The organism is Burkholderia sp. COPS, from assembly GCF_019425585.1.
Classification (GTDB): Bacteria; Pseudomonadota; Gammaproteobacteria; order Burkholderiales; family Burkholderiaceae; genus Burkholderia; species Burkholderia cepacia.
Genome location: NZ_WIXR01000017.1, coordinates 190,074 through 210,572 on the forward strand (window position 1 = coordinate 190,074; position 20,499 = coordinate 210,572).

Annotated in this window: 15 protein-coding genes; 3 read left to right on the forward strand and 12 right to left on the reverse strand. The window is 69.1% G+C overall.

What is annotated here, in order from left to right; translation table 11 throughout:
- Positions 1-45: 45 nt before the first annotated feature.
- Positions 46-891: an AraC family transcriptional regulator gene (locus FOZ70_RS17305; RefSeq protein WP_060055852.1), complete on the forward strand. Its 846-nt coding sequence runs from the start codon at positions 46-48 to the stop codon at positions 889-891.
- A 48-nt stretch (positions 892-939) separates the two neighbouring features.
- On the opposite strand, the gene FOZ70_RS17310 is transcribed toward FOZ70_RS17305, so the two are convergent.
- The 7 genes from FOZ70_RS17310 to FOZ70_RS17340 form a co-directional block, all read right to left on the reverse strand.
- Positions 940-1,527 (reverse strand): LysE family translocator, encoded by a 588-nt coding sequence (locus FOZ70_RS17310; RefSeq protein WP_021159242.1) that lies wholly within the window; start codon positions 1,525-1,527, stop codon positions 940-942.
- 97 nt (positions 1,528-1,624) lie between these two features.
- Positions 1,625-3,100, reverse strand: a complete 1,476-nt coding sequence (locus FOZ70_RS17315; RefSeq protein WP_219706335.1) for a heavy metal sensor histidine kinase — start codon at positions 3,098-3,100, stop codon at positions 1,625-1,627.
- Positions 3,097-3,792 carry a heavy metal response regulator transcription factor gene (locus FOZ70_RS17320; protein WP_021159240.1) on the reverse strand — a complete coding sequence of 232 codons (696 nt, stop codon included), beginning with the start codon at positions 3,790-3,792 and terminating at the stop codon, positions 3,097-3,099. Before FOZ70_RS17320 ends, FOZ70_RS17315 begins: the two co-directional genes overlap by 4 nt.
- 28 nt (positions 3,793-3,820) lie before the next feature.
- Positions 3,821-5,332, reverse strand: a complete 1,512-nt coding sequence (locus FOZ70_RS17325; RefSeq protein ID WP_219706349.1) for an efflux transporter outer membrane subunit — start codon at positions 5,330-5,332, stop codon at positions 3,821-3,823.
- A 5-nt stretch (positions 5,333-5,337) separates the two neighbouring features.
- On the reverse strand, positions 5,338-6,567 hold the full coding sequence (locus FOZ70_RS17330) for an efflux RND transporter periplasmic adaptor subunit (protein ID WP_021159238.1): 1,230 nt from the start codon (positions 6,565-6,567) through the stop codon (positions 5,338-5,340).
- 39 nt (positions 6,568-6,606) lie between these two features.
- Positions 6,607-9,774 (reverse strand): efflux RND transporter permease subunit, encoded by a 3,168-nt coding sequence (locus FOZ70_RS17335; RefSeq protein ID WP_059484985.1) that lies wholly within the window; start codon positions 9,772-9,774, stop codon positions 6,607-6,609.
- Positions 9,775-10,012: 238 nt separating this feature from the next.
- Entirely contained in the window at positions 10,013-10,768 is a 756-nt protein-coding gene (locus tag FOZ70_RS17340) for a Crp/Fnr family transcriptional regulator (RefSeq protein ID WP_021159235.1), read from the reverse strand.
- A 168-nt stretch (positions 10,769-10,936) separates the two neighbouring features.
- Here FOZ70_RS17340 and FOZ70_RS17345 point away from each other — a divergent pair, with 168 nt between their 5' ends.
- Positions 10,937-12,589: an acyl-CoA synthetase gene (locus tag FOZ70_RS17345; protein WP_042974869.1), complete on the forward strand. Its 1,653-nt coding sequence runs from the start codon at positions 10,937-10,939 to the stop codon at positions 12,587-12,589.
- Positions 12,590-12,639: 50 nt separating this feature from the next.
- On the opposite strand, the gene FOZ70_RS17350 is transcribed toward FOZ70_RS17345, so the two are convergent.
- The 4 genes from FOZ70_RS17350 to FOZ70_RS17365 form a co-directional block, all read right to left on the reverse strand.
- Entirely contained in the window at positions 12,640-14,631 is a 1,992-nt protein-coding gene (locus FOZ70_RS17350) for a methyl-accepting chemotaxis protein (RefSeq protein ID WP_048023117.1), read from the reverse strand.
- Between the two features lie 139 nt (positions 14,632-14,770).
- On the reverse strand, positions 14,771-15,202 hold the full coding sequence (locus FOZ70_RS17355) for a YqaA family protein (protein ID WP_219706336.1): 432 nt from the start codon (positions 15,200-15,202) through the stop codon (positions 14,771-14,773).
- A 93-nt stretch (positions 15,203-15,295) separates the two neighbouring features.
- Positions 15,296-16,471 (reverse strand): voltage-gated potassium channel protein, encoded by a 1,176-nt coding sequence (gene kch, locus FOZ70_RS17360; protein WP_219706337.1) that lies wholly within the window; start codon positions 16,469-16,471, stop codon positions 15,296-15,298.
- A gap of 120 nt (positions 16,472-16,591) precedes the next feature.
- Positions 16,592-17,236 carry a LysE family translocator gene (locus FOZ70_RS17365; RefSeq protein WP_060159063.1) on the reverse strand — a complete coding sequence of 215 codons (645 nt, stop codon included), beginning with the start codon at positions 17,234-17,236 and terminating at the stop codon, positions 16,592-16,594.
- 284 nt (positions 17,237-17,520) lie between these two features.
- On the opposite strand from FOZ70_RS17365, the gene FOZ70_RS17370 reads away from it, so the two are divergent.
- Complete coding sequence (locus FOZ70_RS17370) at positions 17,521-18,003, forward strand: Lrp/AsnC family transcriptional regulator (protein ID WP_021159229.1); 483 nt, start codon at positions 17,521-17,523, stop codon at positions 18,001-18,003.
- An 836-nt stretch (positions 18,004-18,839) separates the two neighbouring features.
- Here FOZ70_RS17370 and FOZ70_RS17375 read toward each other — a convergent pair.
- Positions 18,840-20,489 (reverse strand): IclR family transcriptional regulator C-terminal domain-containing protein, encoded by a 1,650-nt coding sequence (locus tag FOZ70_RS17375; protein ID WP_219706338.1) that lies wholly within the window; start codon positions 20,487-20,489, stop codon positions 18,840-18,842.
- Positions 20,490-20,499 lie beyond the last annotated feature (10 nt).

Below are 20,499 nucleotides of genomic sequence, written 5' to 3' on the forward strand. Positions count from 1 at the left end.
AGTCTTGTACGGTGAGCGTTCGCCGTCCGAACCGGGAGCCCGCGCGTGAGCCGTACCGCCAACCGATCCATCGATCCGTCGCCGTTCTGGCGCGATGCCGCGCTGCCGTTCATCGAGGCGCGCACCGTCGACGACGGCCGCGCGATCTGCTATGCGAAGCACACGCACGACACGTTTTCGGTGGGCGCGATCGTCGGCGGCACGAGCACGTACGTGAACGGCGCGACGCACGAGCATGTCGGGCGCGGCGTGCTGGTGATCATCGATCCGGAACAGGTGCATGCGTGCAATCCGTACGGCCCCGATGCGTGGGCGTACCGGATGGTCTATGTCGACGTGCCGTGGCTCGCGCGGCTGCAGCATTCGCTGGGTCGCGATCCGAATGGCGATTTTCACGGCTTTTCGCCGAAGTTGACCGAACGGCACGACCTGTTCGCGCAATTTGGCGGTTTCTATCGCACGCTCGTGTCGCCATCGGTCGATCCGCTCGGCAAGGAGAGCGCTGCGGTCGAATTCTTCACGGCGCTGCACGGCGCGCTCGACCGCGAACTGCCCGGCCCGCGCGCCGGGGACGACAACGCCAAGCTCGCGCGCGCGGCCGATTACATCGCCGCGCATTGCCGCGAGGGCGTCACGCTCGATGCGATCTGCGCGGCCGCCGATTTGTCGCCGTCGTACCTGATCCGCGCGTTCAACGCGCGCTACGGCATGACGCCGCATGCGTTCCTGATCGACCGCCGCGTGCAGTACGGCCGCACGGAGCTGCGCCGCGGCCGGCCGATCGCCGACGTTGCACTCGACGCGGGCTTTGCCGACCAGGCCCATTTCCAGCGCGCGTTCCGGCGGATCGCGGCCGCGACGCCCGGCCAGTACCGCAGCGCGACGAGTTGAGCGGCGAGCTGAGCGACGCGTTGAGCGACGAGCCGGGCGGGGCGCGCCCTACGTGTCGAGCAGAAAGAGTGCGCTGCCCGCGAGCAGCAGCGCCATCAGCCGGTTGAACACGCGCATCCTCCGCGCGTTCGCGAGCCGGTGCCGCAGCGATGCGCCGGCATACCCCCAGCACGCGATCGACGCGAAGCAGATCACGAGATACAGCGCGGCGAACTGCCAGACCTGCGCGCGGTCGCCGTCGGCCGCATACGCGCCCATCGCGGCCACGCACGCGAGCCATGCCTTCGGATTGAGCCACTGCATCGCGGCGCCGGACGCCGCCGACGGGCCGGCCACGTCCGGGTCGGCCGACAGCCGGCCATCGTCGAGCGCGAGCCGCAGCGCCAGGTAGAGCAGGAACGCGATCCCCGACCATTGCGTGGCCGTCGTCAGCATCGGCCAGCGCGCGAGCGCCGCGTGCAGCCCGAGGCCGATCAGCAGGAACAGCGCGACGAAGCCGAGCGTCGCGCCGGCCGCATACCGCAGGCTTGCGCCGAGACCGTGGCGCGCGCCCGCGCTGAGCGCGACGATGTTGACGGGACCGGGTGTGATCGACGACGCCAGCGCGAACGCGGCCATCGAAACCAGCATGCTCATTGATTGCCTCCATGCGAATGTCAAAGTCGCATCGAGACTAAAGAAGCCGTGCGTGCCGGTATTGAAGAAAACTGCCCTCCGCCGAGCGCAGCCGCCTTCAGTGCAGCGCCCGCGGCGCGTGCGCCGGCCGCGAACCGGTGGAGTCGACCACGCCGGTTGCGTCGGTTGCATCGGTTGCATCTCCCGCGCGCAGCGGTCCGCCCGCGCAGGGTTCCGTCGACACCGAGAAGCCGAACGTATTGACGCCGCCCGAACACGCGACGAATACGCTGCCGCCGTGCATCTCGGCGACGGCCTTGACGATCGACAGCCCGAGCCCGTGGTTCTCCTTGCTGTTCGCGCGGGCTTCCTCGAGCCGGTAGAAGCGCTCGAACACGTGCGAGCGCTGCACCGGATCGATCGGCTCGCCGGGGTTCGACACGGCCATCTCGACGAGCGTGTCGCGGCGCGTGATCGTCACGTGCAACGTCGCGCCGGGCGCGGAATGCTGGATCGCGTTGATCAGCAGGTTCGTCATCGCGCGGCGGAACAGCGACGGATCGACGGCCGCGCGCGCATCGCCGTGCAGTTCGGCGTGCAACTGCGCCTCGTCGAGCGGGATCTCGAGGAAATCGAGCATGCGCCGCACCTCGTCGGCGAGCGACACGTCCTTCAGGTCGGTTGCCCGTTCGCCGCGGTCGCTGCGCGACAGGAACAGCATGTCGTTGATGATCACGCGCAGCCGCTCGAATTCCTCGAGGTTCGACTGCAGCGTCTGCCGCATCCGCTCGACCGTGCGGTCGCGGCTGGTCAGCGCGACCTGGGTCTGGCCGATCAGGATGCTGATCGGCGTGCGCAGTTCGTGCGCGACGTCCGCGTTGAACGCCTCGAGCCGCGCGTAGGTCTGCTGGATGCGATCGAGCGCGCCGTTGAACGACGTGGCGAGGTCGCGCAGCTCGGCCGGCAGCGCGTCGGTGTGCAGCCGCTGGCGGCGGTTCGCGAGGCTGATGGCCGATGCATCCTGCGACAGCCGGTCGAGCGGCGCGAGCCCGAAGCGGGCCACCGCGCGGCTCAGCAGCAGCGTGATGATCGTCGCGATCGCGATCAGCCCGGCGAGCGTCCAGCCGAAGCGGCGCAGCATCCGCTGCGTGCGCTCGCACGAGCTGGCGACGATCAGCCTCAGTGTCGGCCGCTCGCCGTTGCCGGCCACCGTGACGGTCTTCGTCATCACGTCGTAGCTGCTGTCGTTCAGCGCGTAGCGCTGGAATGCGCCGAACGGCGCGCCGACGGGCACGCCGTCGACGGGCTTGCCGAACCGGAAATCCGGATTCGTGCTGTCGACCTGGTAGCGCGTCGAGCCGTCGGGCGGTTCGAGATCGGCGAGCTTTTCCTGCATGAGGCGCCCGCGTTCGGACGTGAGCGCGTGCGACACGATCATCTCGGCGACCTTGGTGCGCGTATCGAGCGTCGCGCGCAGCTCGGCGAACAGCTGGCGCTCCATCATCACGAACAGCCCGCAGCCCACCAGCGTGAACACGAGCAGCGACACGATGCCGAACATCGCCGACAGCCGCAGGACGATCGAGCGTTTCATGCCGGCCTCTCGGTATCGCCGTCCTCGCGCGCCTCGAGCACGTAGCCCATGCCGCGGATCGTGTGCAGCAGCTTGTCCGCGAACGGGCCGTCGAGTTTCGCGCGCAGGCGCTTGATCGCCGTCTCGACGACGTTCGCGTTGCTGTCGAAGTTCACGTCCCACACGAGTTCGGCGATGGTCGTCTTCGACAGCACCTCGCCGCTGCGCCGCGCGAGCACGCCGAGCAGCTGGAATTCCTGCGCGGTCAGGTCGAGCCGCGTGCCGTCGCGGGTCGCACGGCGGCCGATCAGGTCGACCCGCAGGTCGCCGATCGAGATCAGCGTCGATTCCTGCACGCGCGCGCGGCGCGTCAGCGCGCGCAGCCGCTCGATCAGCTCGAGGAACGAGAACGGCTTGGTCAGGTAGTCGTCGGCGCCGCCGCGCAAGCCCCGCACGCGGTCGTCGACGCGGTCGCGCGCGGTCAGCATGATGACGGGCGTCTGCTTCTGCGCGCGCAACGCACGCAGCACGCCGAAGCCGTCGAGCTTCGGCAGCATCACGTCGAGCACGACCACGTCGTAGTCGAATTCGACGGCTTTCCACGCGCCGTCCTCGCCGTCGAGCGCGGTATCGACGACCCAGCCTTCCTCGGTCAGGCCGCTCTTCAGGTATTCGACGACTTTCGGTTCGTCTTCGACGATCAGGACTTTCATGTTCGAATCCGTTGTCCGCGTAATCCGGTTAAGGGCCCGGGGGCGTTGGCGCCGGTGCCGGGGCTGCGGCGACCTCGGCCGGCGCCGGGCCGCTTGCCGCCTGGCCGTCCCAGCCGCCGCCGAGCGCCTTCGCGAGAAACACGACGAGCGCCGCGCGCTGGCCCTGGATCTGCACGGCCTGCCGCTCGCTCGTCAGCAACTGCTGCTCTGCCGTCAGCACGTCGATGAACGGCGTCAGGCCGCCCGCGTAACGATCCTGCGCGAGCGACACGAGCTTGCGCGCGTCGTCGACGGCCGCGGAGGCCTGCTGCGCGGCCTCCGCAAGCACCGACAATCCGGTGACCGCATTCTGCACCTCCTGGAACGCGGTGAGCACGGTCTGCCGGTAACTGGCCTGCGCGGCGACATATCCGGCCTGCGCGAAATCGACGCCGGCCTTCAGCTTGCCGCCTTCGAACAGCGGCTGGCTGAGCGACCCGCCGACCGACCACAGCAACGCCGGCACGGTGAACAGGCCGGCAAAGCGCGTCGCGTCCCAGCCGATGTCGGGCGACAGCATGATGCGCGGGAAATACGCGGCGCGCGCGACGCCGATCTGCGCGTTTGCGGCGGCCATCGCGCGCTCGGCCGACGCGACGTCGGGGCGCCGCTGCAGCACGTCGCTCGGCAGGCCGGTCGGCAGCGCGGGCGCGTTGATCGGCACGACGCGCGGCGCGATCGAGAAGGTGGGGGCCGGCGTGCCGACCAGCGTCGCGATCGCGGTTTCGACCTGCACGCGCTGCTGGAGCAGCAGCTGCGCCTGGGTGCGCGTCGCGTCGAGCTGCGCGCGCTGCTGCAGCAGGTCGAGGCCCGACACCGCGCCGAGGTCGTGCCGCGCGCTCACGTAGTCGAGCGCCTTCTGCTGCAGGTCGATCGAGCGCTTGACGACGTCGATCTCGGTGTCGAATTCGCGCAGCGCGAAATAGCTCGACGCGAGATCGGCGGTCAGCACCAGGCGGGCGTTCGCGAAATCGTCGCGCGCCTGTTCGGTGGTGGCCTGCGCCGATTCGACGCTGCGCCGCACGCGGCCGAACAGGTCGAGCTCGTAGCTGACGCTCGCGCCGACCTGGACGTCGTTCTGCACGGTCGACATGCTCTGCGTCGCGTAGTTGGTCTGCGGCCGGTCGGCCGAGATCTTGAAGCGCTGGCCGCTCGCGTTCAGGCCGACGGCCGGATACTGCGCCGAGGCGACCGACGCGAGCGTCGCCTTCGCCTGGTCGTAGCGCGCGGCGACGGCCTTCAGGTTCTGGTTGTTGCGCAGCGCTTCGGCTTCCAGCGTATCGAGCTGCGGATCGCCGAACGCGGTCCACCATGCCGGGTCGAGCGGCGCGCGGGCCGGCGCGGCCGGGTGCCAGTACCCATCGGCCGGATCGAGCCGCCACGCGGCCGGCGTGGCGACGTCGGGCCGCTGGTAGTCGGGGCCGACCGTGCAGCCGGCAAGGGCGGCGGCGAGCGCAACGGCGGTGGCGGAGACGGCGGCGGGCCGCCGGCGGATGCGCATCGCGATCACGACTTCGCCTCCGCGGCGCTCGATGCCGGCTTCGCGGCCGGCGCCGAGACGATCACCTGATCGCCGTTGGCGAGCGCGTCGCTCGGGTTCGTGACGAGACGGTCGTTCGGCGTGAGCGGGCCGTCGACCTCGAGCGTCTGCCCGATCGTGCGCACGACCGTCACCTGTTTCAGGCGCACCTGGCCGTTCGCATCGACCGTCGCGACCGTCGGGCCTTCGGCGCGGAACAGCAGCGTATTGGCCGGCACCTGCAGGCGGCCGACCGGCGTCATCGGCAACGTGGCCTGCACGTAGGCGCCGGGCAGCAGCCGCCCGTCCGGGTTCGGCAGCGTGATCTCGATCTGCAGCGAGCGCGTCGCGACGTCGATCGCCTCGGACGTGCGCGTGATCGTCCCGTCGAACGTCCGGCCCGGCAGCTCGGCCTGCGCGACGCTCACGTGCTGGCCGACCTTCACCTGCTGCGCGTACGCCTGCGGCACCTGCACGTAGAGGCGCAGCCGGTCGGCCTGCACGACCGTGAACAGCGAACGCCCCGCGTTGCCGGAGCTGACGAGATCGCCGACGTCGACGTTGCGCTGCGTGACGATCCCGTCGATCGGCGCGACGATCCGCTGGAAGCCTTTCAGCTCGGTGAGGCGGCGCATGTTCGCGTCGGCCGCGGCGAGGTTCGCGGTGCCCTGGTTGAACGCGCCTTGCCGGTCGTCGAGTTCCTGCTGCGAGACGGCATCGCGCTGGCGCAACTGCTGTGCGCGGTCGAACGACGTCTTCGCGAGCGCGAGCGCGGCTTGCGCCTGCTGGCGCTGCGCGGTGGCCTGCGCGAGTTCCTGGTTCAGCTCGGGCGTGTCGAGTTCGGCGAGCACCTGGCCCTGCTTCACGTGCGCGCCGATGTCGGCCTGCCAGCGCAGCACGTAGCCGCTCGCGCGTGCATAGATCGGCGCCTCGACGAAGCCGCGCAGCGTGCCGGGCAGCGACAGCTTGCCGCCGGTGGCCGCATCGACCGGATGCGCGACGGTCACGTACTGGCGCGTGTTCTGCTCGGCGACCGTGTCGAGCCGGTTGCGGTTCAGCACGTTGACGACGATCGTGCGCGCGGCGCCGGCGGCCAGCAGCACGCCGATCACGATCAGGACGATGCGTCCGCGTCGCGACACCGACGTGCGTGTCGGCAGGTGCATGCCGTGTTCGTCCACCTGGATGCCGACGGCGCTGTGATGTTTCTCTTCCATGAATTCAACCAATTCAACCGGGTAGTGGGCGAAAGAAAGTCAGTGTCCGGCCTGGCGCGCGCGCCGGCGGGCCAGCCGCGCATGCACGCCGCCGAACACGAGCGGCACGAACAGCAGCGTCGAAACGGTCGCGAACAGCAGCCCGCCGATCACCGCGCGGCCCAGCGGCGCGTTCTGCTCGGCGCCTTCGCCGAGACCGAGCGCCATCGGCACCATCCCGATGATCATCGCGAGCGCCGTCATCAGCACCGGCCGGATCCGCGTTGCGCCGGCCTCCAGCGCGGCCGTGAGCGGCGGCGCGCCGGCCGCGAGACGCTGGCGCGCGAACGACACGACCAGGATGCTGTTCGCGGTCGCGACGCCCACCGTCATGATCGCGCCCGTCAGCGCGGGCACGCTCAGGTGCGTGCCGGTGATGAACAGCATCCACACGATGCCGGCGAGCGCGGCCGGCATCGCGCTGATGATGATCAGCGGGTCGAGCCACGACTGGAAATTGACGACGATCAGCAGGTAGACGAGCACGATCGCCATCGCGACGCCCGCACCGAGGCCGAGGTACGACGTGCGCATCGTCTCGATCTGGCCGCGCATCGTCAGCTCGGTGCCGCGCGGCAGCGTCGCGCGCGCGTCCGACACGATGCGGTCGATCTCGCCCGCGACCGCGCCGAGGTCGCGGCCCTCGACGCTCACGTACACGTCGATCGCCGGGCGGATGTTGTAGTGCGTGATCACGGCCGGGTTCGCGGTGCTGCGCACCTGCACGAGGTTGCCGAGCAGTTGCAGCGGCATGCCGGTGCGGCCGCTCGCCGAGATCGGCGTGCCGAGCAGGTCGTCGACCGACGAGATGTTGTATTGCGGGGTCTGGATCTGCAGCGGGTACTGGACGCCGGTGCGCGGGTTGATCCAGAACGACGGCGTCGTCTGCGAGCTGCCGGACAGGGAGATCAGCATGTTCTGCGCGACGTTCTGCGCGGAGAGATTGAGCTGCTGCATGCGCGTACGGTCCATGTCGGCCAGCAGGGTCGGCTCGTCGTTGCGTTGCAGCACGTGCACGTCGACGGCGCCGGGGATTTGCCTGAACTTTTTCATCAGGCTGCTCGCGATAGTCATGTTACTCGCGAGATCGTTGCCGAGCACCTGCAGGTCGATCGCGGCCGGTTGGCCGAAGTTGAGGATCTGCGTGATGATGTCCGACGGCTGGAAGAAGAACTCGACGCCCGGGAAGCGCTCGGGCAGCACCTTGCGCAGTGCCTGCACGTAATGCTGGGTCGCGCGGTGGCCCGGTTTCAGCGCGATCAGCAGTTCGCCGTCGAGCGTGCCGATCGTGCCGGCGTTGCTGTACGACAGGTTGATGCCGCTCACCGGCAGGCCGAGGTTGTCGACGATCGCGCCGAGCTCGTCGGGCGGCACGGTTTCGCGGATCACGCGCTCGACCTGGTCGGCGAGGCGCGCGGTTTCCTCGATCCGGTAGCCGGTCGGCGCGCGCATGTGCAGGCGGATGTTGCCCGAATCGGCGTTCGGGAAGAAGTCGCGGCCGAGCGCGAACACGAGGCCGGTCGACAACACGCAGAAGCCGAGGAAGCACGTCGCGTAGAAGCGGCGGCGCACCAGCAGGATGCTGAGCAGCACGATGTACCAAGCGCGCAGCCGCTCGAACGCTTCGTTGAACGCGTGATGGAGGCGTGCGAAGCGCGACGTCGAACGATCCGGGCCGGCGCTCGCCTGCTGCGGGCGGAACAGCAGCATCGCGAGCGTCGGCACCAGCGTGCGCGACAGCACGTACGACGCGAGCATCGCGAACACGACGGCTTCCGCGAGCGGCACGAACAGGAAACGCGCGACGCCCGTGAGGAAGAACATCGGCACGAACACGATGCAGATGCACAGCGTCGACACGAACGCGGGCACCGCGATCTCGCCCGCGCCTTCGAGGATCGCGTCGTGCAGGTTGGTGCCGAGATGCAGGTGCCGCTCGATGTTCTCGATCGTGACGGTCGCATCGTCGACGAGAATGCCGACCGCGAGCGCGAGCCCGCCGAGCGTCATGATGTTGATGGTCTCGCCGAGCGCGGACAGCGCGATCAGCGACGTGAAGATCGACAGCGGAATCGAGATCGCGATGATCAGCGTGCTGCGCCAGTTGCCGAGGAACAGCAGGATCATCATCGCGGTCAGCACGGCGGCGATCAGCGCTTCGTGGATCACGCCCTGGACGGCCGCGTCGACGAACACCGACTGGTCGAACAGCGGCGTGATCGTGAGCCCTTCGGGCAGCGTCGGGATCACCTTCGGCAGCAGCGCCTTCAGGTCCGACACGACCTTGAGCGTCGACGCGTCGCCGCTTTTCAGGATCGAGATGAGCACGCCGCGCTGGCCGTTCTGGCGCACGACGTTGGTCTGCGGCGCGAAACCGTCGCGTACCGATGCGACCTCGCGCAGATAGGTCGTCGCGCCGTTGACGGTCTGGACCGGCAGGTTGTTGATGTCGGCGACCGTATCGGCCGACGCGTTGGTGTCGATCCGGTATTCGGTCTGGCCCATCTTCGCGGTGCCGGTCGGCAGCACGAGGTTCTGCGCGTTGACCGCGTTGACGATGTCGGCGGGCGTGAGCCCCTTCGCGAGCAGCGCCTGCGGATCGAGGTCGATCGCGACCACGCGCGTGCGGCCGCCGTACGGGAACGGGATCTGCACGCCCGGCACCGTGATCAGCTGCGGGCGCAGGAAGTTGAGCGCGATGTCGGCGAGCGACTGTTCACTGAGCGTCTTGCTCGACAGCCCGAGCTGGATCACCGGGATGCTCGAGGCGGAATAGGTGATCACGAGCGGCGGCGTCGCGCCCTGCGGCATCTGCCGCACGATCGCCTGCGCGGACGAGACCGTCTGCGCGATCGCCGTCTGCACGTTCGCGCCCGGCTGCAGGAACACCTTCACGACCGCGATGCCGGGCAGCGACGTCGATTCGACGTGCTGGATGTTGTTGACGGTCGTCGTCAGGATGCGCTCGTGCACGGACGTGATGCGGTTCGTCATCTCCGTCGCGGAGAAGCCGCTGTAATTCCAGATGACGCTGATCACGGGGATGTTGATCGCGGGCAGCACGTCGACCGGCGTGCGCATCAGCGCAAGCGGGGTGGCCAGCACGATCATGATGGCCATGACGATGAACGTGTAGGGGCGCCTGAGCGCAAGATTGACGATCCACATGGAGGCAGCGGGACAGGCGGTGATCAGGCGTCGGTAAAGGGAACCCGAATGATAGGCGTCGGCGTGGAACGGGTTACTGTCGCGAAACTGGCGGAATTGTCAGGTTGCGGCGGGCGGCCCGACGCCGATTCGGCAGAGGAAATGCCGCGCGGCGAGCTGGCCTGAAAGCGGCCGCAAAACGGTCGCGATACCGGACGGGCCGGCTGCGCCTGCGGCGGTTCCGCTCATGGGCCCGCGCTCAGATCTGCTCCATCCCGACACGCGCGAGCGCACCGAGGTCGACGACGTCGATCTGGTTGTACGCGAGCCGCAGCACGCCGAGTTTCTCGAGCTGCTGCAGCGCCTGGTTGATCCGCTGCCGCGACACGCCGACGAGCATCCCCAGTTCCTCCTGCGAGATCGACAGCGACGGGCCGGTGTCCGGGTACAGGTCGGGATTGAACAGCTGCGCGAGCGACTGCGCGACGCGCGCATCGACGTCCAGCAGCCGGCTGTTCTGGATCGACGCGATGAATTCGCCCATCCGGTTGTTCAGCTGGTGAATCACGAAGCGCGTAAACGGCAGGCTCGTGTCGAGCAGCGCGTGGAACGTGTCGACCGGCACGAACAGCACGGTCGAGCGCTGGATCGCGACGACCTCGTACTTGCGCAGTTCGCGCTTGATCACGCTGCCTTCGCCGAACCAGCCGCCCGACGGCACGCCGGAGAACGTGCAGCCGCGCCCGGACGCGTTGAAGATCGCGAGCTTCAGCAGCCCGCGATGCACGCCGATCCAGTATTCGGACGGCGCGAGCCGATGGGCGATCACGTCGCCGGCCTCGCACTGCTCGACGCGCGATTGCGCGAGCACGAGCGCCTGGTGTTCGGGCGCGAGCGTGCGGAACCACGCGCACTGGCCGAACAGCGTGGACAGCGCCGGCAGCGGGCCCGGTGCGGAAAGGGCGTCGGCCGGGTGGACGGGCGCGTCGGGCGGTGCGGCGAGAGGGTCGTGCATGGGTGCGGGTTTGCGAGGATAGGGATAACGCGCAGCGCGGGAAAGGCACTCTGTCGTTTCGATGACAGACGGCTCACAATAGCGCCCGTTAGGCTGTCGGCAATTGAACCACATCAAAACGATCCGGGGTGGATCCACCCCGGTCGACAGGACACGGGAGACAGGATCATGACGCAGATGTTCGAGGCCGGGCTCGGCCGCCGCGACGCCAATTACGTGCCGCTCACCCCGATCGACTTCCTGGTCAGGACGGCCGAAGTCTACGGCGAGCGCCTCGCGATCGTGCACGGCGACGTGCGGCGCACCTGGGGCGAGACCTACACGCGCGCGAAGCAGCTGGCGAGCGCGCTCGCGCGGCTCGGCGTCGGCCGCGGCGACACGGTCGCGGCGATGCTGCCGAACATCCCGGCGATGGTCGAGGCGCACTTCGGCGTGCCGATGGCCGGCGCCGTGCTGAACACGATCAACACGCGGCTCGACGTGTCGTCGGTGCTGTTCATGCTGCGCCATGGCGAGGCGAAGGTGCTGATCGTCGACACCGAGTATGCGGAATTCGCGCATCGCGCGGCGCTCGAGGTGCCGGGCCTGAAGATCGTCAGCGTGGCCGATGCGATGCCGGCGGACCCCGCACGCTTCGCGGGCGCGACCGACTACGAGGCGCTCGTCGCAAGCGGCGACGCCGACTACGCGTGGACCCCGCCCGCCGACGAATGGGATGCGATCGCGCTGAACTACACGTCCGGCACGACCGGCGATCCGAAGGGCGTCGTCTACCACCATCGCGGCGCGTATCTCGCGGCGATCAGCAACATCCTCGAATGGGACATGCCGAAGCACGCCGTCTACCTGTGGACGCTGCCGATGTTCCACTGCAACGGCTGGTGCTTCCCGTGGGCCGTCGCGGCACGCGCGGGCGTGAACGTCTGCCTGCGCAAGTTCGATGCGAAGACGGTGTTCGACCTGATTCGCCGCGAACGCATCACACACTACTGCGGTGCGCCGATCGTGCAGAGCGCGATCGCGAACGCGCCGGCCGAATTCCGCGCAGGCATCGACCACACGGTGCACGCGATGGTGGCGGGCGCGGCGCCCGCGCCGGCCGTGATCGCGAAGATGAAGGAGATCGGCTTCGACCTGCTGCACGTGTACGGGCTGACCGAGGTTTACGGCCCGGCGACCGTGTGCGCGAAGCAGGCGCATTGGGAGGAACTGCCCGATGAGGAGCGTGCGCGGCTCAATGCGCGCCAGGGCGTGCGCTACCACCTGGAAGCGGGCGCGACGGTGCTCGATCCCGACACGATGGCGCCGGTGCCGGCCGACGGCGAGACGCTCGGCGAGATCATGTTCCGCGGCAACATCTGCATGAAGGGCTACCTGAAGAACCCGAAGGCGACCGACGACGCGTTCCACGGCGGCTGGTTCCATACCGGCGATCTCGCGGTGCTGACGCCGGACGGCTATATCCGGATCAAGGATCGCAAGAAGGACATCATCATCTCGGGCGGCGAGAACATCTCGAGCATCGAGGTCGAGGATGCGCTGTACCGGCATCCGGCCGTCGCGGTCGCCGCCGTCGTCGCGATGCCCGACCCGAAATGGGGCGAGGTGCCGTGCGCGTTCGTCGAGCTGCGCGAAGGCGCGAGCGCGACCGAAGAGGAGATCGTCGCGCATTGCCGGCAGTTGCTCGCGGGCTTCAAGGTGCCGAAGGTCGTGCGGTTCGGCGAGTTGCCGAAGACCTCGACCGGCAAGATCCAGAAATTCCAGCTGCGCAACGCGGTCGGCTCGGACAAGGCGATCGACCTGGCGGGCGACAAGAAGTAGGCGGGTTGCCCGGCCGCGGTCGATCGTCCGTCGTCTCTCGTCCGCTCCGGTCACGCGTGCCGCTCGAGCCGGAACACGCTGACCGCGTCCGCCAGCTGCGCGGCCTGGTCGCGCAGCGCGACGGCCGCGCGTTCGGCGTCCGAGATCAGCGAGGCATTCCGCTGCGTCGCGTCGCCGATCTGCGTGACGGCCAGGTTCACCTGTTCGATGCCGGTCGATTGTTCGCGCGACGCGGCGCTGATCTCGCCGATCAGCGTGCTGACCTGGTCGACGCGCGCGACGATGTCGCGCATCGTGCCGCGCGCGGCGTCCGCGATCCGGTAACCCTGTTCGACGGTCGTCGACGATTCGGCGCTCAGCGCGTCGATCTCCTTCACGGCAGCCGCGCTGCGCTGCGCGAGCGTGCGCACCTCGGCCGCGACCACCGCGAAGCCCTTGCCGTGTTCGCCCGCACGCGCGGCCTCGACGGCCGCGTTCAGCGCCAGGATGTTGGTCTGGAACGCGATGCCCTCGATCGTGCCCGTGATCTCGGCGATCCGGCGTGTTGCGCGGCCGATGTCGTCCATCGTCGCGACCACGCGCTGCACCGCGGCGTCGCCGTTCGTCGCGGCGGCCGACGCGTGGGCGACCAGCGCGTTGGCCTGCGCCGCGTGCTCGGCGCTCTGCTGCACGGCGGCGGTGATCTGCTCCATGCTGGCCGCGGTCTGTTCGACGCTGCTCGCCTGCGTCGCGATCCGCGCGGCCATGTCGCCGCTGCCGGCCGCGATGTCGACCGTGCCGCGCGCGATGTCGGCCGAGCTGTTGCGCACCTGCTCGACGATCCGGGCGAGGCCGTCGCCGATCCCGTCGACGGCCTGCACGAGCCGGCCGATCTCGTCGTTGCCGGCGTGGCCCGCGTTGCCGCGCATGGCTGCGTCATCGCGGATGCGCACGCTGAGATCGCCCGCCGCATAACGCTCGGAGGCGCGTGCCGCCGCATCGAGCGGCCGGCTCACGACACGGCGGACCACGATGACGAACAGCGTCGCGAACGCGGCGACGAGCAACGCGCCGAGCATCAGGAAGCGGTTGCGGGTGGCGCGCATGCCGGCGAGCAGTTCGTCGTCGAGCGCGATGCCGCCGACGAGCCATTGCCACTGCGGAATCGTCGTGAACGACACGAATTTCGCGGTGGGCCCGCTGTCGTGCGCGGCCGGGTCGGTCGACGTGTAGGCAAGCCGTCCCGTGCCGGCCGCGAGCATCTGCGCGTAGGGCGCGCGCGTGTCGTCGGCGGGCGCGCCGGCCGCATCGGGATGCACGACGAAGGTGCCGCGCGACGGGCCCTGCGATGCGTCGAGCACGAAGTAGTAGCCGTTGCTGCCGATCTTCAGCGCGCGGATGCCGTCTTCGACCAGCTTGAGCTCGGCGCCGATGTCCAGGCCGACGAACAGCGCGCCGATCACGCGGCCGGTCGCATCGGTCACCGGCTTGTATTGCGTGATGTACGGCCGCCCGAACAGCTTCGCGAGGCCCGTGTACACGCGTCCGGCGACGAGCGGGGCGTATGCGGGGCCCGCACGGTCGAGCTTCGTGCCGACGGCGCGCGCGCCGTCCTGCTTCTTCAGCGACGTCGTGATGCGCACGAAATCGTCGCCGTCGCGCGCGAAGATCGTCGCGATCGCGCCGCTTTTCTTCAGGAACTGGTCGGGAATCGAATAGTCGAGGTCGAGCGGCTGGCCGCCCGCGACGAGCGTCGGCGCGGCGACGCCGCCGATGTCGACGGTGCGCGCCGGGTCGAGCGAGAACTCGGCCGGCAGGAAGCTCGCGAACAGCGACATCGAGCGATCGGCTTCGGCGGTCAGCGCCTTGTCGAACAGGTCGACCATCGCGCGGATCGACTGCTCGTTGTCGGCGATCCGCAGGTGCGCCTCTTCGGCGAGTTGCCGGCCGGCGAAATGGGCGAGCGTCCATGCGAACACGGTAAACAGCAGGGCGACGAGCGCGCACGCCAGCGCGGCAAGACGCGCGCCGACGCTCACCCGGCCCAATTGGGTCAATCTCATGAAACTTCCTGAGTGGGGAGGGAGAGGGGCGGAACGCACGCGTCACCGCTGATCGACCGTTTAATACGGCAGCAGCGGCGAATTCTTTAGCGGCGCGTCGTCGATGGCGACGCTGGCAGGTGCGGCGGGAACGCGGGTGTCAGTGCGCGACGAGCCACGCGACGGCCAGGTAACGGCCGACCTTCGCGATCGTCACGATCGCGAGAAAGCTCGGCAGCGGCTCGCGCAGCACGCCGGCGATCATCGTCAGCGGATCGCCGATCACGGGCGCCCAGCTGAGCAGCAGCGACCAGCGGCCGTAGCGCGCATACCAGCGCTCGGCGCGTGCGAGCGCGGCGGGCTTGACGGGAAACCAGCGGCGCTCGCGGAAGTGCTCGATGCCGCGCCCGAGCGCCCAGTTGATCGCGGAGCCGGCGACGTTGCCGATGCTCGCGACGAGCACCAGCGCCCATATGGGTTCGCGCCCGGCAAGCAGCAGGCCGGCGAGCACGGCTTCGGACTGGAGCGGGAACAGGGTCGCGGCGACCATCGACACGGCGAACAGGCCGCCGTAAGTGAGCAATTCGGACATCGCGCGATTGTACCGGGCGCATGCCGGCCGCCGCGGGTCATGCGGTCATGAGGTCATGATTTCACGCGGTCACGCGGTCACGGGCCCGACAGGTCATGCGGCATCGGCCGTGCCGAACAGCAGGTGCGAGATCATCGACTTGTCGACCGGTTCGTCGTTGAGCGTGCTCGCGAGCAGTTCGCCCGCGAGCTGCTGCGGCGAAAACACCATGTCGGGCTTCAACAGGCGCAGCCGTTCAAGATTGCGCTGCTGGTTCACGAGCGCGACCGTGCGCACCGACGGCGCGATCTCGCGGATCGCGAGGATGATGAACGCGTTCTCGGCGTCGTCGGAGCGCAACGCGAGCACCGCGCGCGCGGCCGCCGCGCCGGCGCTTTCCAGCACCGCATGGTCGGTCGCGTCGCCGACGATCAGGTCGGTCGCCGCCGCGTAGTTGTGCTCGACGCCGGCCGGCACGACGACGGTCACCGCGTAGCCGCGCTTGCGCAGCCCGTCGTGTACCGCATGCGCGACGGGCGTCGCGCCGACGATCAGGAAATGATGCTTGCGGATCACGTTCGAAATGCCTCCCTTGACGATCCGTTTCAGATTGCCGCCGATCACGGGGCCGACGACCGCGCTGATCGACGTCGCGAACACCGTGATGCCGAGCACGATCACCGACGCGGTGAACAGCCGCGCGGTCGGCGCGTGCGGAACGATGTCGCCGTAGCCGACCGTCGACATCGACACGATCGAGAAATAGACGGCGGTGGCGAGGTCATGGACGGGCGGCGTGAATTCGTCGCCGAGATACAGCACGCCGAAGGTGGCGTAGATCAGCAGCGACACGATGCTCAGCAACGCGAACAGGCTGCTGGCGGCGATGCTCGCGCGGTCGAAATGCCGCCAGTAATAAAGCAGCGTGACGACCAGCACGGCCGTGTAGGCGAACACGCCGTGGCTCGGATAGCCGCCGAGCGCGCTGAGCGCGGCGGCCGCGACCAGCAGCAGGATCGACAGCACCCATGCGACGCGCGCGCGCAGCAAGATGCCGATGGCCATGGTCGCGAGGCCGGCCGCGATCACGACCTGCGGCAGCACGACGAGCCCCGCGTTGTCGACGAGGTTCAGCGCATCGGCAAGCCACGCACCGTGGCGGCCGAGCTTCGCGTTGTCGACGACCGGGCGCAGCACCATCAGTGCATCGAGCGCGAGGAGAAGGGCGAGATACCAGTGCAGGCCGATCGGCGCGAACAGGCGCCGCAGGCGTGTAGTGACGTGCTTCATTCAGTCGCCCGGCAGGCCGGGCATGTCCAACGAACCAGGCGCTACCCTAAAGCATTCCGCGATCGGCTGCTTTTTCGCGGGGCCGGCGGCGGTTGCGACGACGCGCGTGGCGGCGGCCGTTCAGTTCCAGCCGGCCATGATCGCGCCCATCCCGACGAGCAGCCCGCCCGTGACGCGGTTCATCGCGCGCATCCGCGCGGGCCGCTGCAGTGCGCGGCTCAGCCGGTGCGAGAACAGCGCCATCGACGCGACGCCGCCCGCGAACAGCACCGCGAAGGTCGCCGAGAGCAGCAGGAACTGCTGGTTCAGGCTCCAGTCGGCGTCAGGGACGATGAACTGCGGGAAGAACGACGGGAAGAACAGCAGCGTTTTCGGATTCAGCCCCGAGGTCGCGAGGCCGCGCCAGAACAGCGCGCGGTGCGAGTCGGTGTCCGGCGTTGCAGCCCCGGCCGGCCCGGCCGTAGCGGGCCCGCCGGCCGGCGCGCGGCTGAGCCATTGCTTGCAGCCGAGCCAGACGAGGTAGGCCGCGCCGGCCCAGCGCAGTACGGTCAGCGCGCGCTCGTCGAGATGCACGAGCGAATTCAGGCACAGCGCGGTCAGCGCGAGTTGCAGCAGCACGGCGAGCGTGCCGCCCCAGACGCACGGCAGCGCGCGGCGCCAGCCGGCGCGCAGCGCTTGGTTCATGGTGAGGAGGTTGACGGGGCCGGGAGCGTAGACGAGAACGGCGGAAGCAGCGAGAAACGAGAGGTAAAGCCTGAACGACATGACGGGTAGGGCAGGAACAGGAACACGGGCGCCGAAGCCGCGCGGCCGGATAGGCGCGCGGGCGGCGGGGAATCGCATGCCTGCTGGCCGGCACCGCAACTCGTGATTGCGGCCGTGCGTCCCGCTGCGAAGGGGTTGTCGCGGGGAGCGTGCCGGACAACAGGCATGGGGAAAATATATCAAGGGGCCGGATTAAAAGGCTTCCGCATTTCCACACAAACCGACACAAATCCGGAATGTCGTTCAGATAGAATCGCGCTTTTCAGTAGAAGATTCTTCCTGCCATGGCCACACGTGAACGCTCGCCGAAAACGCTCGACAGCCAGGACCGCAAGATCCTGGGTGCACTGCAGAAAAATGCGCGCCTGTCGAACGCCGAACTGGCCGAACAGATCGGCATGTCGACCACCGCGTGCTGGAACCGCACACGGCAACTCGAGGTGGACGGCTACATCGACGGTTATGTGGCGCTCGTCAATCAGCGGAAACTGGGCTATGCGGACATCGTGATCCTCGAAGTCACGCTCGATCGCCACGAGGACGACGCGCTCGCCCGCTTCGGCGAGGAGCTCGCCGCGCTGCCCGAGGTGCTCGAGGCGTATCTGGTGTCGGGCGAGTACGACTACTGGATCAAGGTCGCGGTGGACGGCACGGCCGGCTACGAGCGCTTCCTGCGCGAAAAGCTGTACAAGATTTCGAGCATCCGTCACAGCCGCTCGATGTTTGCACTGCGCTGCATGAAGGACGTGCCGTCGATTCAGGTGTGAGGAAGGCAGGGGTGAGAGGCGGCCGTCGTTGAAACGACGGCGCTAGTGGCTGCGCGTATGCGCGCAGAAAGCCGGCAATCGCGCGGGGGAGAAGCCGCGCGGCGCGATTCGGTACCGCCGCCGGCAACGCGGATGAATCTTCCGTCCGCGATGGTTCAGCCTTCCCACGTGCTGGCTGGATAACGGCTGCCCGCCCGGGCAGCCGTCAGATAAATGCGCGCCGAAGCCGATTCGATACCGCGTCGAGGCGGACTGGCGCCGGCATCGGCGTTAAAGCGACCCCGACACGCTCCCGACACCGGGAGCGCATTCAGCCGGGGCAACGCTTGACGGTTTCCACGTTGTTTGCCGCGCCGGGCGTTGCCGGGTGCCGCGGCCTTGCGGCGCGCATCCGGGCAAGCGGATCAGGACGGCATCGTGCGGCCGGCTGTGGGCCGGTCGTACCGCTCAGCGCGGCAGGCGGGCGTGTGCTTCAGCGATGACTTCGCAGGTCTCGAGGTGGAGTGCCCAAGCTTCTGCAATCAGCTCGCCCATACGTGCGAGCCAGCCAGCGGATTCGGTGGAACGGTCGGAGACATTAGACGTTTGCATGACGAAGCCCCATATAGGTGGCGAGTTAGGGATAACCCTAATCATAGCGAAACACCTCCGCTTTGTGAAATGCGATTTCGTTATATGAGAATTACTGACAATTTGTGTTGCTGCTTCGCAACATGAATATCGGGCGCCCTGGCGTGGCCGTGCTGGCGCGCGACGAGGCCGTGCCGGCACGGCTCGCATGAAACAAGAGAGGGGGGATTCGGGCGCTGCGGAGGATGGCGAAAGCAGGCGCCGGCTTACCGGCCGATCCACCCGAACCGCCACGACAGCCGCCGCGTCGCGGCGAGCAACGCCTGCGCGAGATCGCTGTCCGGCCCGCGCGGGAAGCCGCGCGACGAGCCGATGATCGCGATCACGAGCCGGATGCTGCCGGTGTGATCGAACACGGGCGCGGCGACCGTCCCGATGCCCGGCACCGGCGCGTCGAACGCGAAATCGAGCGCGTCCGCGCGGATCGTCGCGAGCCGCGCCCGGAATGCGTCGTCGGCCGGCGGGGCGATGCGGCCCGCGAGGCGCACGGGCTCGTCGGCGAGCAGGTCGGCCAGCACGTCGTCGGACATCCCGGCCGCGAAAATCCGGCCGATCGCCGTATTGACGAGCGACATCACGGTGCCGACCTGGAGGCTCACGTGCTGCGGTCGCGCCGATTCCTCGAGGCGGATCACCGTCGGGCCGAGCGGCCCGAGCGTCGCGGCCGCCACGCTCATGTCGGTCGCGCCGGCCAGTGCGACGATCTCGGCTTCCGCGTCGCGCGTCGGCGACACGCGCTGCATCGCGATCAGGCCGAGCGCCTGCCCGAGCGGGCCGCCGCCGAAGCAGCCGGCGTCGTCGCGGCTCAGCAGGCCGATCTTCTGCAGGCTGACGAGATGCGGAAAAGCCTTCGCGGCCGGCATGCCGGCCGCCGCCGCGAGATCGCGCAGCGGCAGCGCGCGGCCCGCCGATACCAGCGCGAGCAGCAACTCGCCGGTGCTGTCGAGCGCGTTGATCCCGCGCTGCGCCTTCGCATCGTCGGCCAGCGCGGGCGGCACGCGCGCAGCGGCCGGGGCTGCGCCGGGTGCGGGCGGCGAGGCGTCGTGCGCCTCGCCGAGCGATGCGCTCGCCTGCCGTGCCGCGTCGCGCAGTGCCGCCGCGATCGGGCCGTCCCACGCGACGTCGATCGAGCCCGTCGAACCGATCACCGTCAACGCGAGCTGCAGCGCGCCCGCCGCGTCGAACACCGGCACGCACATCGCGCTGACGCCGGGGCTCGGCAGGTCGACACCGCGCTCGATTCCGCGTGCGCGGATCGCATCGAGTTCGGCCTGCGGCACGCCGGTATCCGGCACGGGCTGCTCGCCGCCTGCAAGCGTGTCGGCCGCGCCGGCCTGGCTGGCGGCCATCGCGCGGAGTTGCGCGGGGTCGCCGAACGCGCGGAACACGCGGCCGGTGGCCGTCGTGTCGAGCGACATCACCGAACCGACATGCAGGTTCACGTGCAGCGGATAACCGCCGTGCTCGATGCGCACGATCGTCGGCCCGAGCGCGCCCGGCACCGACAGCGCGACGCTCAGGCCGACCGCTTCCGCGAGTCGCGCCGCGTGCGGCAGCGTCGCGCGATAGGCCGGCTGGCGCTCGATCGACATCAGCCCGAGCCGCAGCGACAACGGGCCCGGCTCGTAGTTGCCGGTGAGCGCGTCGCGCTTCACGAGCGCGAGCCGCGTCAGGCTGACGAGATAGGTGTGCGCCTGCGCGGTCGACAGGTCGGCCGCCGCGGCCAGCTCGGACAGCCCGAGCGGCTTGCGCCGGCGCGCGAGCGCGTCGAGCAGCCGGCCGCCGACCTCGACACTCTGGATCCCGCGCTGCGCCTTGGGCGGCGCATCGTCTGCGCTGACTTCGTGGTTCTGCACGCGATGATTC

Bases quoted from the DNA above. Each gene is read 5' to 3' on its own strand.
- FOZ70_RS17315 (WP_219706335.1), bottom strand. From the start codon at position 3,100: ATGAAACGCTCGATCGTCCTGCGGCTGTCGGCGATGTTCGGCATCGTG.
- FOZ70_RS17370 (WP_021159229.1), top strand. From the start codon at position 17,521: ATGGCCACACGTGAACGCTCGCCGAAAACGCTCGACAGCCAGGACCGC.
- FOZ70_RS17345 (WP_042974869.1), top strand. From the start codon at position 10,937: ATGACGCAGATGTTCGAGGCCGGGCTCGGCCGCCGCGACGCCAATTAC.
- FOZ70_RS17320 (WP_021159240.1), bottom strand. From the start codon at position 3,792: ATGAAAGTCCTGATCGTCGAAGACGAACCGAAAGTCGTCGAATACCTG.
- FOZ70_RS17340 (WP_021159235.1), bottom strand. From the start codon at position 10,768: ATGCACGACCCTCTCGCCGCACCGCCCGACGCGCCCGTCCACCCGGCC.
- FOZ70_RS17350 (WP_048023117.1), bottom strand. From the start codon at position 14,631: ATGAGATTGACCCAATTGGGCCGGGTGAGCGTCGGCGCGCGTCTTGCC.
- FOZ70_RS17310 (WP_021159242.1), bottom strand. From the start codon at position 1,527: ATGAGCATGCTGGTTTCGATGGCCGCGTTCGCGCTGGCGTCGTCGATC.
- FOZ70_RS17330 (WP_021159238.1), bottom strand. From the start codon at position 6,567: ATGGAAGAGAAACATCACAGCGCCGTCGGCATCCAGGTGGACGAACAC.
- FOZ70_RS17365 (WP_060159063.1), bottom strand. From the start codon at position 17,236: ATGTCGTTCAGGCTTTACCTCTCGTTTCTCGCTGCTTCCGCCGTTCTC.
- kch (WP_219706337.1), bottom strand. From the start codon at position 16,471: ATGAAGCACGTCACTACACGCCTGCGGCGCCTGTTCGCGCCGATCGGC.
- FOZ70_RS17355 (WP_219706336.1), bottom strand. From the start codon at position 15,202: ATGTCCGAATTGCTCACTTACGGCGGCCTGTTCGCCGTGTCGATGGTC.
- FOZ70_RS17335 (WP_059484985.1), bottom strand. From the start codon at position 9,774: ATGTGGATCGTCAATCTTGCGCTCAGGCGCCCCTACACGTTCATCGTC.
- FOZ70_RS17325 (WP_219706349.1), bottom strand. From the start codon at position 5,332: ATGCGCATCCGCCGGCGGCCCGCCGCCGTCTCCGCCACCGCCGTTGCG.